At 66.3% G+C, this 12,689-nt stretch carries 11 protein-coding genes; 5 read left to right on the top strand and 6 right to left on the bottom strand.

Going from position 1 to position 12,689, the window contains the following annotated elements; translation table 11 throughout:
• Positions 1–30: 30 nt before the first annotated feature.
• From AV929_RS09495 to AV929_RS09475, 5 genes are all read right to left on the bottom strand, one after another.
• Positions 31–1,239, bottom strand: coding sequence for a MoxR family ATPase (locus tag AV929_RS09495; protein ID WP_064288084.1), 1,209 nt, complete (start codon positions 1,237–1,239; stop codon positions 31–33).
• Positions 1,240–1,347: 108 nt separating this feature from the next.
• Positions 1,348–2,775, bottom strand: coding sequence for a hypothetical protein (locus AV929_RS09490; RefSeq protein WP_014040407.1), 1,428 nt, complete (start codon positions 2,773–2,775; stop codon positions 1,348–1,350).
• Positions 2,776–4,107: a DUF58 domain-containing protein gene (locus AV929_RS09485; protein ID WP_044951839.1), complete on the bottom strand. Its 1,332-nt coding sequence runs from the start codon at positions 4,105–4,107 to the stop codon at positions 2,776–2,778.
• Complete coding sequence (locus AV929_RS09480; protein ID WP_064288083.1) at positions 4,107–5,045, bottom strand: hypothetical protein; 939 nt, start codon at positions 5,043–5,045, stop codon at positions 4,107–4,109. Before AV929_RS09480 ends, AV929_RS09485 begins: the two co-directional genes overlap by 1 nt.
• Complete coding sequence (locus AV929_RS09475; RefSeq protein WP_064288082.1) at positions 5,042–7,282, bottom strand: DUF4129 domain-containing protein; 2,241 nt, start codon at positions 7,280–7,282, stop codon at positions 5,042–5,044. The genes AV929_RS09480 and AV929_RS09475 overlap by 4 nt, the downstream gene beginning before the upstream one ends.
• A gap of 216 nt (positions 7,283–7,498) precedes the next feature.
• Here AV929_RS09475 and AV929_RS09470 point away from each other — a divergent pair, with 216 nt between their 5' ends.
• Positions 7,499–8,044, top strand: coding sequence for a hypothetical protein (locus AV929_RS09470; RefSeq protein ID WP_014040403.1), 546 nt, complete (start codon positions 7,499–7,501; stop codon positions 8,042–8,044).
• A gap of 40 nt (positions 8,045–8,084) precedes the next feature.
• Positions 8,085–8,420 (top strand): hypothetical protein, encoded by a 336-nt coding sequence (locus tag AV929_RS09465; protein ID WP_014040402.1) that lies wholly within the window; start codon positions 8,085–8,087, stop codon positions 8,418–8,420.
• Here AV929_RS09465 and AV929_RS09460 read toward each other — a convergent pair.
• Positions 8,417–8,644, bottom strand: a complete 228-nt coding sequence (locus AV929_RS09460; RefSeq protein WP_004518043.1) for a ribbon-helix-helix domain-containing protein — start codon at positions 8,642–8,644, stop codon at positions 8,417–8,419. The genes AV929_RS09465 and AV929_RS09460 overlap by 4 nt on opposite strands.
• A 74-nt stretch (positions 8,645–8,718) precedes the next feature.
• On the opposite strand from AV929_RS09460, the gene AV929_RS09455 reads away from it, so the two are divergent.
• The 3 genes from AV929_RS09455 (at position 8,719) to AV929_RS09445 (ending at position 12,655) form a co-directional block, all read left to right on the top strand.
• Positions 8,719–10,068 (top strand): MFS transporter, encoded by a 1,350-nt coding sequence (locus AV929_RS09455; RefSeq protein ID WP_050038088.1) that lies wholly within the window; start codon positions 8,719–8,721, stop codon positions 10,066–10,068.
• Between the two features lie 70 nt (positions 10,069–10,138).
• Positions 10,139–10,825: a glycosyltransferase gene (locus tag AV929_RS09450; RefSeq protein ID WP_050038087.1), complete on the top strand. Its 687-nt coding sequence runs from the start codon at positions 10,139–10,141 to the stop codon at positions 10,823–10,825.
• 42 nt (positions 10,826–10,867) lie between these two features.
• Positions 10,868–12,655 carry a glycosyltransferase family 39 protein gene (locus AV929_RS09445; protein ID WP_064288081.1) on the top strand — a complete coding sequence of 596 codons (1,788 nt, stop codon included), beginning with the start codon at positions 10,868–10,870 and terminating at the stop codon, positions 12,653–12,655.
• Positions 12,656–12,689 lie beyond the last annotated feature (34 nt).

Genomic DNA, 12,689 nt, shown 5'->3' with positions numbered 1-12,689 from the left:
GAGTAAAGCCGTTCGGCTACCCGCCTGCGCTCACTGTCCGTGTCCGCTGTCATCATCACTCCGGTCCCGACTGTCACCTGACGAGTCGGTGGGCTGACCGTCATCTCCGTCCAGTTGCGTAGCTTCGTTCTCAGCTGCTTCACCAGCACTCCGTTCGGGGCGCTGCCCGCGAGAATCGCCGTCTGGTGTCGCCTCCGATGGTGAGTCAGCGCGTTCGGACCCGCCTGTTGTCGTCTGTTTGGGCGTGTCGTCCGTATCCGGCGCATTCGGTGAGACTGCGGGCACGTCGACGGCGTCCAGAGCGGCCTGAATCACGTCGGCCTTCTCCGTCCCTTCGATAGTCGCCTCCGTCGTCAGGACCAGTCGGTGACTCATCGTCGCGTTCGCCAGCCGCTTCACGTCGTCCGGGGTGGAATACCGCCGACCGGCGATGACTGCGCTGGCTCGGACTGCCTCGAAGACACGCTGGACGCCCCGCGGCGAGACGCCGATTTCTGTCCGGTCGTCTTCGCGTGTCGCCCGCGCCAGATCGACGATGTAGCGACGAACCTTGGTGTCGACGCGGACGTCTTCCGCACACTCCTGCAGGGCGCGCACCGTCTCTGGGCCCATTACCGGCTCGACTGACGGCGCGATTGTTCGCCGGTTGGCCCGCCGGTCGAGCAGCCCCATCTCCCCTTCGACATCGGGATACTCCATCGACGTTTTCACGCTGAAGCGGTCCCGCTGGGCCTCGGGAAGCTGGAATGTGCCTTCCTGCTCGACGGGGTTCTGGGTCGCGATAACGACGAACGGTGTCGGGAGCGGATGCGTCGTCCCGTCGACACTGACCTGCCGCTCTTCCATTGATTCCAGCAGCGCAGATTGGGTCTTCGGCGGCGCGCGGTTGATCTCGTCCGCGAGCACGACGTTCGAGAACACCGGCCCCTGTGCGAACTCGAACTCCCGCTCGTGTTCGTTGTACACGTTCGACCCGGTCACGTCCGCCGGCAGCAGGTCCGGCGTGAACTGTACCCGGTTGAATTCGAGTCCAAGTGACTCCGCCAACACCCGCGCCAGAACTGTTTTCCCCGTTCCCGGCACGTCCTCAACCAGAACGTGGCCTCTGGCGATGACGCCAGCCAGTGTCTCGAACAGCACCCGGCGTTCGACGACGACAGCCTCCTCAACTCGATCCACAATGTCGAGGCAGTGGTTTGACGCAGCCTCGACGCTCAAATCCCCCGTTAACCCGGCCATGCCCCATGCGTTACACTGGGGAAGTATCAATGTGTACCATTAGCCCTCGTTTGTCGAGCCACAGTGGCTACTGACACATTCTGGACGGGCCAGCAGCGAAGCAGTCCCTCAGCCACGAAGCGGGGCGAGCAGCAGTAACACACCGATCGCGGCGAGTGCCATTGTCTCCGGCGATCCGATGGCGGCACCGACGGCGTGACGCGCTGTATCGACGAGACCGACGGCGGCGATACCGAGAAGGCCGACGCCGACGGCGAACACGCTGTGATACAGCTCCAGCCGGCGCGTTTCCGGCCGATGCCCCAGTTCCGCTGTCAGCCCCAGGCCGAACGTGCCAACGTCCCAGACAACGAGGCCGCCGACGACGCCAGCAAACACCAGTAACGATGACAGGTCGGCCTGTGCCGCACCGGTGCTCGCACAGATGAGTCCCGAAGCGGTCAGTGCCGCGGGGCCGGCACGCGCCGGCAACAGGCCAAACGTGAGTCCCCCGATGACGAGAACGAGAAGCAGATACACCACCAGTGGGAGCAGGAGGGCACCGAAGAACACCGCCGGGAGCGAGGCGAACCCGAAGATACCGATTCGCAGGAGGAACGGGGCTAGCAACACGACGTAGCCAGCGGCCGCGATGGCGGCCCCGACAGTCCGCACCGAAGCGGCGTCGAACTCAGTCGTGAACTTTCGGATGACAATCGCACCGCTACCAGCAAGCAACGCGCCGGCTGTGACTGCCAGAAGCGGCGCGAGAACGACCCACGACGACAGCAGCCGGATACCGAGACTGAACGGGGGGGACGCCACAAGCTGGCCAAACGGCGTTACCAGAAGCGCCAGCGGAACGACTACACTGAACGCTGCCGAACCGAGTGCGACCAGTTTGAGCGACTGGGTACCCCGTTTCAGTCTGTTCGCCATCGCGTCGCGGCGGCTCCGAGCTGTCAACTGCAAGAGCGGGAGCTGTGTCACAGCAAAATACAGGCAGCCCGACGCGGCGACGCCGAGTACACCGAGGCAGACCGTGGTGGCTATCGGCGACGCTCCACCGGCGACAGCGCTTACCACCTTCCAGCAAAGCCACGCGAGCGCGACGACGACCGTACCCACGACGAGGCCCACCACGGCGAACAGATACGAAACGACGCTGCTCACTGTCGCTTCCGAAACGGTCTCTCTGTCGAGCACGTCGGTCCAGGCGGTCGCGACGCCGACCATTGCGACGGCGACACCGAACGCGATGAGCGGGGCGACTGACACCTGCCCGACCGAGGCAACGACGCCAGTCGCTGCCGGCAGGAAACAGAGGTGGCCAATGACCGTCGGTCCCAGTCCGTCCCGGTCCAGTAGCGTCAACCCCGCCACGGCAATGCCGGCGAGGAGTGCGATACCGCTGAACAGTCGCGGGTCGCCGGACAGAACCCCTGTCGCCAGGGCGAACGCAGCGACGATAAGCGCGACGATAGTTAGGCTGGTCGCCCGCGGCCGCCCCTCGTCGCCGACGGCCGATGGTGTATCGAGTCGCGGCCCGCCGATCATTTACGCTCCGCCTCCCGGCTGCACACTGCCACGCGGCTGGTGCGCCGCAACGGCGAAGGCGTAATCGAGGATGAGCGGCAGCGGTGTCCCACGCCGCCAGTCGATTGTCCGGGCCCCAGACGCCTGACACCGCGCCAGACGGGTCCGACGGCGGACGTGCTCGTACTGTCCGCTGACGGTGCTCGCCGCGGTTACGTCCGTCGAGAGCATGGTTCGCTGGCAATCGAACGCCGCCCAGGACTCCATCGCGGCGACCGGCGCGTCGTCGAGCAACGGCGACACGAGCACCAGCTGGCAGCGCGGTCCGGCTACCTCCATCACTTTCCGGAACTGCCGCTGTGTGTCGCCCTCGTCTTCTGGACCACCAGCCGGGTCGCTCTCGGCAGCATCAGCAGCGGCCCGTAGCCGTTCGACAGCCAGCGACCGCTGGTTGGGTCCGTCGCCCGGCTGGAGCCACGTCAGTCCCGCTGGACCGTCGCCGTCGATGCCGACGATTGCCAGCCCGACTTCGTGACCGGCATCCAGCAGCGAGGTCACTGCGTGCGTCGTCGCGTACGCGCCGAGTTCGACTGCCGTCGGGCGACCGGGGCCGGCGGTCACCCGCGCCGGCGAGCGGGCGTCGACGACGAACACGACCGTCGTCGACACCCACTGCTCGTAGTTGACCGTCGACAGCGCTCCCCGCTTCGCGTACCCGCGCCAGTCGATGCGGCCGGCCGGGTCCCCGCGCTGATACTCCCGCGTCGAGTGGAAGGTGAAGCCATCGCCGGGGTCGTCGGTTGTGAGTTGGCCCACGCGGTCGGTCCCCTGGTCGGACAGCGGCGGTGCCTGGGCGTCAAGCTGACACACCAGCCTGTCATCGCCCTCCGCCTGTTGTCTCGCAGTCGCGACCTCGCCGGCTCCCGTACCCCGGACGCGGAGCCGCGGCTCGCCGAAGTCGTGTTCGCCTCGGCGGGCGATGAGCATGTACTCGAGCGTGACTGATTCGCCGGCCGCAAGCGTCTCGCCGCCGCGTGGCGTCCCTTCCAGCACTGTGAGGTCAGTCGGAACGCCGTCGACGACCCGGATGTCCGACAGCGTCTGCTGGCCGCTGTTTGTCACCGTCAACTGGACTGCAACCGGGTGCCCCGGCGGCGCTGGAGTCGGGTCGACCGCCCGCGACACGACGAGCTCTGCCGGGACAGCAGCAGTCGACAGGATTCCGTAGGCCAGATACGAGAGCGGGAGTGTGGCGGCCAGCAGGAGTGTCCCGCTCCCCTCCCAGATGCCCGCTCCGGCGAGTGTCAGTGCGGCGACGATTGCGCCGCGCCACCGCATGGCTCGTCGGCCCATCAGTCCTGCACCTCCGTCACATCGCCCCAGTCGGCCCCGTCGGTCGCTGTGGTATCCGTTCCGTCCTCGTCAACCGGCGTTGTCCCGCCAGCTTCAGACTCGGAGTCAGCCGGGCGGTCCGCGGCAGTTGCGTCCTCGGTGGCGGCTCCGTCGACGTGGGCACCGTCAGACGCGCCGTCTGCGCTGGTCCCGACGGCTTCCCGCTCGGGAATCGACCCGTCGACGGCCCGCTGGAGGCTCCCGTCAGCCGCCCGCTGCAGGTCGGCGACCGCTGGGGCGACGACTGGCACCGGACGCGGCGCCTGCTGGCCGACCACTGTCGGCAACGCGTCGTCGGCCGCGACGCTGACTGCCGTCATCGCCCGTGCGCACCGCTTTCGGACGGCTTTTTCGGGAAACAGCCAGGCCCACAGGCGCGTGCGAAACGGTCGGTCCGGTGGCGTGACGGATTCGTCCAGTACCGCGGCGGCAACCGGGTCGTCCGTCCAGGTCCCCGCGGCTAACTGTGCTTTCACCGAGTCGGGGTCGTGGCCGCCCTGGACCAGTGCCTCCGTGAGCGCCGCCCGAAGTGGTTCCCGAACGGGGCCGACGCTCTCGGCGACCGACCCGTCGTCGCGGGCCTGTGCAGCCGCCGCTTCGACGCGTTCCGCGAGTTCGGTTCCGGAGACGGCGTCGTCTGTCGGTGTCGTCTCCAGAAACCCCTCGGTGAACTTGTCGTCAGCAGTCCACGGCGACGGTGATACCGAGGGGTCGTCGGGCGTCCGGAAGAGCTTCCAGGAGGCCACGAGCACGCAGACGAAGAGGACGAGGACACCCGCCGCACTCGGCCCGGAATCCGCCGGCTCTGGCGTCCCTGTCAGCCCGAGGACCGCGCCGGCAGCCACGAGTAGCAGGCCACACAACACGGCGATTCCCAGCCCGACGCGACGGCGATTCACCCTTCGTCCTCCTGCTCGTCGCTCGCACCCACCAGCGCATCGTACGCGCTACGGGCCTGCTCGCGCCGGCTGTCGCTCGAATGGCCGCCGTATTCGACGTCCCGGAACGCCTCTGTCAGTGCTTCGACGGGTGCCCTCGGGAGGCCGCTGTCGATTGCGGCCCGGGACACCTCGCCGGGCGTCCGCGTCCGCCAGCGCCCGGGGACGACATGCTTGGCGAACGCACGCCAGAGGTCGCGAATCGATGGGAGAGCCGATTCGCCGCCGCCCGACGAGTCAGTGACCGACCCGCTCGGTCCGGGGTTAGACGCCGTAGTCGGGCGGTCCGTATCGCCGACCTGGCCAGCGATGTAGACACCGACCGCACCCAGTGCCACCCCGGCCCCAGCCACGACGGTACCGGCCGTGCCCCAGCGAACATAGCTCACTGTCACGATGACACACGAGCCGCCGAGCGTTGCAATCCTGCGTGGCGTGCTTTCAGCCCTGGCCACAGTGACCGCTCGATACCCGGCCGACCGGAGCCACCGCTGGAAGCGACGCCACAGCCCTGACAGCGTTAGCGGAAGCGATGAGAGCCACGTCGCCAGACGGGCGGCCAGTCGGCGGCCCATGTTCAGCGTGGCTTCGATACGGCCGACGAGCCAGAGTGCCGTTCGCCGGGTCCACTGAACGACGCGGGCGACGAAGCCAGCCGCCGTTTCACCGCCGTTCTTGGCCGCGTATGCGACCGCCTGTCCGCCCGAGAAAGCAGCCGTCCGATAGTGGTACAGCGCGACGACGCCCACGACTGCGAGCGCGACGACCAGCCCGTCCCGTTCCCAGAGCACGCCGATGACAAACAGCGAATCGAAGATTGTCCAGAGAATACCGACGCCGCGTGCGACCTTGGGGGAGTACATCACTGCGGCGATAGCGACGGTCACGACGGTTGCCACCAGCAGTATCGAACTTACCACGATGGTCCCGGTGTACGCGCCCCAGAGCGTCGTTCTCGCTGTCTGTCTGTCTGTTGCCGCTGTGACGGGAAGCGAGGGGTTTGCTGGGAGCGAGACGGCAACAGCGCCGTCAGCGCCAGTCTTTCCCCGGCGCTGGTCGCCGAGCGTGACAGTCGCGTTCTCGACCGGGTCTCCGTTTATCGTAGCGTTGACAGCGGCCCTGTCACCTGGTACCGGGAGGGCCTTCGCAGGCACGACGCGGACGTGTAAGTTCAGCACGTCGACGCGCGCGGACCCCTCGAACTCGCCGCGGGACACCGTTACTGCGGCGGTATCGCTGTCGGGGACTGTCAGTTGATACCGGCCGGCGGTGTCAGTTCGACCGACGATGTCGCCGTTGCGGGTCACGGTCGCGTTTCGGACTGGCACGCCGTCGACCGTTGCGACGAGCGGGACGGTCGACCCGGGGTACGGCTCGCCGAGCAGTGTCACGTTGACGCTCCCGCCGACACGGTACTGACCGGTGTCGTTGTCGGCCGCGGTCTGCTGGCGTGGGGCCGTCGAATCGACCATCCCAGATGCGCCAGGAACCGTCCCAAATGCGCCAAGGGTACTTCGTGCGTACCCGTCCCCGTTTGAGACCGAGGTAGTCCCGCCAAGCGACAACACATCTCCTTCCACGAGGAGGCTTGCTGTTTCAGTATCCGATTCCTCGTACGGTCGACGGTAGAACTGACAGGGCTCTGTTCCCGGCGATTCGACCGTTACGTTCAGCTCGCGCTGGTACGGAACCTGTGCGGTCACCTGGCCGTTCTGGTCAGTCCGGCCGACGTATCGGTCGTTGAACCAGACACGGGTCGCGGCCGCCGGTTCGAGGTCCTGATACACCAGAACGGTGAGGGGATGCCCGGCTTTCGGCTCTGACTCGACGAGGACGCCACAGCCGTCCGCAGTGGGCGGGGCGGTATCGCCGGGAATCGGAATCGGCTCTGTTCCTCCCGTGACGCCGCCGCTCCCACCTCCGTCGCGACGGTGTTCCCGTGTGCCTGCAGGTGTCTGGGTGTCGGTGACGCTGCCGCCCCCGCCACCGTCGCGGCGTTGTTCCCGCGTATCGGCTGGCGTCTGCGTGACTGGCTCGGTGCCGTGACTCCCGTCACCGCCCCCGCTGCTGATCCCGCTCTCAGTGATCGGTGGCGGGGCCAGAAACGCGGCGACGATCAGCCCGACGAGGCAGAGACTTACCAGTGCCAGCTGCCGCCAGTCGACGCCGCCATGGCCGGTCTCGGATGCTGTACCCACTTGTCGCCCCTCGTAACTTACGCCCGTACCGCGACACCCAACGCTGTTATCATGGATATCTGCGTGAAAGATAATCAATCCCCGGTATGGTCGCCGACAGCAGCGACAGTCGTGTGGGCACGCTGGCCAGTCCGTATCCACGACCTCCCTGCTTCCGCCCGGCGACGGTCAGGACCGATGGGTTCATTCTGGCCCAGGCCGAACGGGAAACTGACAATGCGCGTTCGCGACTGGCAGGACATTCTCGAAGACGTGATGGAGAGCAATGCCAATCCGGGGGACTGGCGTGCCGTCGGGGGCGACCGCGCGAACGGTATCGGCGAGGACATCTACTTCGGTCACCCCGACGCCGGTGTCTACCAGCTCAAGACCTACGCGAAGAACCCCTTCGAGGTACAGGGCGTCGGGTCACAGGTGGCCCGCCGTATCGACGACGACATCGACCCGCTGTTTCCGAACGACGGGTCGGGCATCTTCGGCGTCCAGCAGGGACCGGAAGACGAGGACGACGCCAAGGAGAAGGCCAAGAACCTCGAAACGGTACTCGAAACCCACGCGGACGCACCCACGTCGCCGCAAGCGCTGCTTGAGGACATGATGGACGCGATGGACTCCCCGGCCTACGGCCCGATGGAGTTCGACCACCACGACCGGCCCGACCAGATGACCGAACTCACGGAGACGTTCGAGGAAGCGGAGGAACTACTCGACGCGGAGTTCGAGGACGTCATCGAGGAAGACGTAGCGCGGGGCTTCTACTGATGGCCGAACCGACGCGCGCCACCGGTTTCGGGGGTCGCTAATGGTCGGCCCCTCGATGACGGACGCCGACCGGCGACGCTTTCTCAGATACACGCAGGTCGGGTTCGCGCTTCTCATCGGCGTCTCGATGGGGCTGGTGACGTTGTACGGCGGTGCGGAACTGCTGGTTGTCGCCGGAATGTTTGTTGGCGGAACCGTCGTTGGCGGTGGCCTCGCGTGGTACATCATCCCGGAGAGCATCGCGGAAACGCCGTACGAGTCAGTCGACAGAGGTCCGAAACCCGGCGCAAAAATGAAACAACAGCGGCAGGAAAACGACGGCTCCGGACAGCGGGCATCCGAGGACGACGGCCGACTCTCACAGAACCGCGACTAGAGGAAATCGTCCTGCATCGCGGGGTCCTGCTGTTCGGATGCCGTCTGGTCGAAAATCTCTTCGTCGAGTGTCTCGGTCTCTTCCGTCGTAGTGTTGTAGGCCGAAATCCCTCGCTTCAGGAGGTCTTCGACGGCCTGGTCGCGGTTGAGGAACTCGCCCTGTTCGACGAGTCGCTGGATGTCCGAGTCCACCTGGTCCGGAAGTGACACCTTGATCTTGCTCACACTTGCCGCCTATACTGTTCGGACATAAAAACCCACCCCTGGTTTTGGGAGGGGTGAAAAAGGCGCACGCGCAGATCCGCGGAACCGTCACACACTTGCCGGCGGCCGACACGAACCAGAGTGTGAACGCGAACGACCGAGCGATTACCGCGCTGGTCATGCTCGCACACGGGCTGGTCCACACCTACGAGATGGCGGTCCCGATATTCGTCGTCATCTGGCTCACCGAGTTTGACCTCATCAACCTCGGTATCGCCCAGTTCGACGTGACGACGGCCACCGTCGGCGTCATCGTGACGCTGGGCTACGGCCTGTTCGGGGCTGGTGCGCTCCCGGGCGGTATCGTCGTCGACCGTATCGGCTCCCGCCGACTCATCACCGGCTGTCTGCTGGGGATGGGCGGCTCGTACATCCTGCTGGGACTGGCTCCGAGCATGGTCGTCATCGCGCTGGCGCTCGTCCTCTGGGGACTCTCGGCCAGCGTCTACCACCCGGCCGGGCTCTCGCTCATCAGCAAAGGCGTCGAACAGCGCGGAACCGGGCTGGCCTACCACGGTGTCGCCGGGAACCTCGGTATCGGCCTCGGCCCACTCGTCGCCGCAATTCTCCTGCTGGTCGCCGAGTGGCGGACGGTCGCGCTCGTCCTCGGCGTTCCCGCGTTGCTCGCCGCCGTCTACGCCTCGCGGGCGAGTTTCGACGAGACGGCAGCCGTGACGACTGCAACCGACGGCGGGTCGAAGGCCAGCAGCGGTATCGACTCGCTCGGGGAGTTCCTCACGGAGAGCAAGCACCTGCTGACAGGGAGCTTCCTGCTCGTGTTCGTCGTCGTCATGTGCTCGGGATTGTACTACCGCGGCGTCCTCACCTTCCTCCCGGAACTCCTGCGGGACCTGCCGGGCTTCGAGCCCATCCCGATAGAGACGTTGTTGCCTCCCAGCGTCCTGTCGGCGCTCGGTATCGAGGCCGGGACGGGCCAGACGCTCAAGCCACAGGACTACTTCTACGCCGGACTGTTGCTCATCGGCGTTTTCGGCCAGTACGCCGGCGGGAAACTGAGCGACCGAATTCCCGTCGAGTACGGTATCGCCGGCTCGTTTCTGGTGCTTGCCGTCCTTGCAGTGCTGTTCGTTCCGGTGTCGGCGATGGGCTTCGGTCCGTTAGCGGTGCTTGGTGCGCTGCTAGGGGTCACCCTCTTCGTCGTCCAGCCGATGTATCAGGCCGCAGTTGCGGAGTACACGCCCGCCGGCACGCGCGGACTCTCGTACGGCTACACGTATCTGGGCGTGTTCGGCGTCGGCGCGCTCGGCGGCGGGCTGGCCGGGTCGATTCTGGCCTTTGCGAACGCGACGGCGCTGTTCGGGACGCTCGCCGGAATTGCACTCGTCGCCGTTCTCGCGGGAACCGCCCTCGCGCGGCGTTCGTGACTGCCTGAGACCGGGGACAGGCCGTCGCATCGCTTGCTATTTCTGTCTGTACGATGTACCTGCCTCTCAGATGGACGCCGCAGTCATCGTCCCGGCCTACAACGAGGCGGAGTCGCTGGCCCGCTGCCTGGCTCCCTTCGAGTCACAGCCCGTCGAACTGGTCGTCGTGGTCGGCGGCGACGACGGTACGGAACAGGTGGCCCGTGACACGCCCTTCGTCGATACGGTTGTCCGGTGCGACGAGGGCGGGGCGGGAATCGCCCGAAACCACGGAGCAGCGGCCGCAAAAGCCCCGATACTGCTGTTTACCGACGCCGATACGGTCGTCCCCGAGGACTGGGTCCGCCTGCATCTCAGGCACTACACCGACGACGATGTGGTGGGGGTCGGCGGCCCCGCACGCCCGCTCGAAGACAGCCTCAAACACCGCGTGCTGTTCAAACTGCTGTCGGACTACTGGTATCGGGTGTCCTGGCCGCTGGGCTTCGTCCAGCAACCGGGCTTCAACTGTAGCTTCCGGGCCGACGCCTTCGAGGCCGCGGGCGGCTTCGACGAGGACATCCCGTTCATGGAGGACACGGAGCTCTCCTTGCGGATGAAAGAGTACGGCCGAATCGTCTACGACGCCGACTCCTGCGTCGCTACGTCGGCCCGCCGTGAGGCCGACGAGGGATATCTCTCGCTGTTTGCGAAGTACGTCCGCGGGTACGCGAACCACTACATCCTCCGCCGGGAGTTCGATGCCGACTATTTCTGAGAAGGGCAGCCTTTTCAACACACACCCCGGAGCAGTGACACGATGAGTAGCTGGCGGTCACTGTCCCGACGTGCTGTCGAACAGGTACGGTCGGATTTCCGGGACGACCCCTATCTCCGCTACGTGCTCCTGCTGTCGACTGTTATGGTCGGGTTCTGGTTCTGGCACCGCATCCCGAACTTCGCGACCCGTGACGAGTACAGTCGTCTCCTTGACGCGATGGTCGTCTACGGGTCGGTCCTCGAAGAACCGAGTTTCGAGGGGCTCAAGGCCGGCGTCGAGTGGGGCCGGGCCCCCTTCGGCGCGACGCTGTACCTCTATGCGCTGGCTATCCTCCCCGTCGTGCTCGTCGCCGCCATCACCGGCGACCTGGGCGCATTCACCACGATTGCCTTCCCTAGCTGGGAGTTCGGCCACTACGAAGTCTGGGCCGCCACGCCAGAGTGGATCTGGACCTGGAGCCTGGTCTTCATCCGGCTAACCAACGTCGTTGCTGCAATCTGTGCCGTCTACCTCACCTACCGCCTCGGCGTCGCCATCGAGGGCCGCAACGCCGGCCGGCTGTCGGCCGTCGTGCTCTCGCTGACCTTCGGCTTCCTCACCATCTCGAAGGAGGCCGGCGAAGATATGCCGGCGCTGGTGTTCGTCCTCCTCGCGCTGTACCTGCTGGTCAGGTACGTCCAGACGGACGACGGAACGCTGTTTCTGGCGGCGAGCGCCGCCGGCGGTGTCGCAATCGCGTTCAAACTGACGGCCGCGCCGGTCGTCCTCCTCATCGGCGTCGCCTTCCTGCTGCGTGCCCATGCCGCTGACGCGCCGCTGACGGAGACGCTGTACCGGCCGAGACTACTGCTGAGTGGCGCACTGCTCGGGTTCGTCATGATTGTCCTCGGGTTCCCAACCGCGCTCGTGGCGGGAGCCGAACCGTTCATCGAGCGGGTCTTCGGCGGCTCGACCTCGCGGATGAGCCATCCGACGGGCCCCGACGCCCCGATGTGGTGGTGGTTCCTCCGGGGCTACTTCAGCGCGCTGGGGCTACCGCTGTTTGCCGCGGCCGCAGCGAGCGTCGTGGCGACCGTCGCAACCATCCGTGACCGCGGCTCTGCCTTCCACGGCACCGTCCTCGTTCTGACGGGACTGGTGGCCTACATAGCGATGTTCTCCCAGTGGCACGACTTCCGCGTACACCACCTCCTGCCGACCTTCCCGCTCATCGCCTTACTCGTCGGGGGCCGACTGGTGCAGCTCCGCGAGCGCTCGACCAGTCTCGCTCGCCCGGTGTTGGCCGTTCTGCTGGTGACGACGGCGGTCTACGCCGGTATCGGGACGGCACAGTTCGCATCCATGCCCCGAGACGAGGCGACGGCCTGGCTCGAAGACAACAGCGACGAGGGCGACGTGGTGGAGACCTACCGCGTCCACATCCAGGACACCGCCGTCCCGCATTCGATGACTGCCCGACACGTCGCCGGTCAGGACTCGGAGGCGGAGGAGGCGATGGCCTGCCCGCGGTACATCCAGGTCGGGTATCGGGATCTGCTGTATCTCAAGGAGGACACCTACTACCGGAACGGCGATGCACAGGCGACCTACCTCCGGAATCTCCTGAACGAGGAGTACAACTACAGAATCGTCGCCGAGTTCGGGGAGCGGCCGCCGAACTTCGTTCCCCAGCGACCGACCCCCGGGTCGTTCACCGACCTGCTGCGGCTCGGTGTCGTCCCGCACACGGACCAGTTCGCCGACGAGCAAGAACTCGCGGCGAACCAGTACACCCTCATTCTGGAACGGGACGGCGAGTGCGACACGAGCCGGCATCCGCCGTTCTGAGCCGTTTTCTCGACTTCCCGCTCCGTTTTCCGCC

The organism is Haloarcula sp. K1 (genome assembly GCF_001647155.1).
Classification (GTDB): Archaea; Halobacteriota; Halobacteria; order Halobacteriales; family Haloarculaceae; genus Haloarcula; species Haloarcula hispanica.
Note: the sequence above shows the minus strand (reverse complement) of the source record. Positions and strands in the feature narration are given on the sequence as shown.

What these genes read in the sequence shown, in the direction of transcription:
- AV929_RS09495 (WP_064288084.1), bottom strand. Translation starts at nt 1,239, where the DNA reads ATGGCCGGGTTAACGGGGGATTTGAGCGTCGAGGCTGCGTCAAACCAC.
- AV929_RS09490 (WP_014040407.1), bottom strand. Translation starts at nt 2,775, where the DNA reads ATGATCGGCGGGCCGCGACTCGATACACCATCGGCCGTCGGCGACGAG.
- AV929_RS09485 (WP_044951839.1), bottom strand. Translation starts at nt 4,107, where the DNA reads ATGGGCCGACGAGCCATGCGGTGGCGCGGCGCAATCGTCGCCGCACTG.
- AV929_RS09470 (WP_014040403.1), top strand. Translation starts at nt 7,499, where the DNA reads ATGCGCGTTCGCGACTGGCAGGACATTCTCGAAGACGTGATGGAGAGC.
- AV929_RS09465 (WP_014040402.1), top strand. Translation starts at nt 8,085, where the DNA reads ATGGTCGGCCCCTCGATGACGGACGCCGACCGGCGACGCTTTCTCAGA.
- AV929_RS09450 (WP_050038087.1), top strand. Translation starts at nt 10,139, where the DNA reads ATGGACGCCGCAGTCATCGTCCCGGCCTACAACGAGGCGGAGTCGCTG.
- AV929_RS09445 (WP_064288081.1), top strand. Translation starts at nt 10,868, where the DNA reads ATGAGTAGCTGGCGGTCACTGTCCCGACGTGCTGTCGAACAGGTACGG.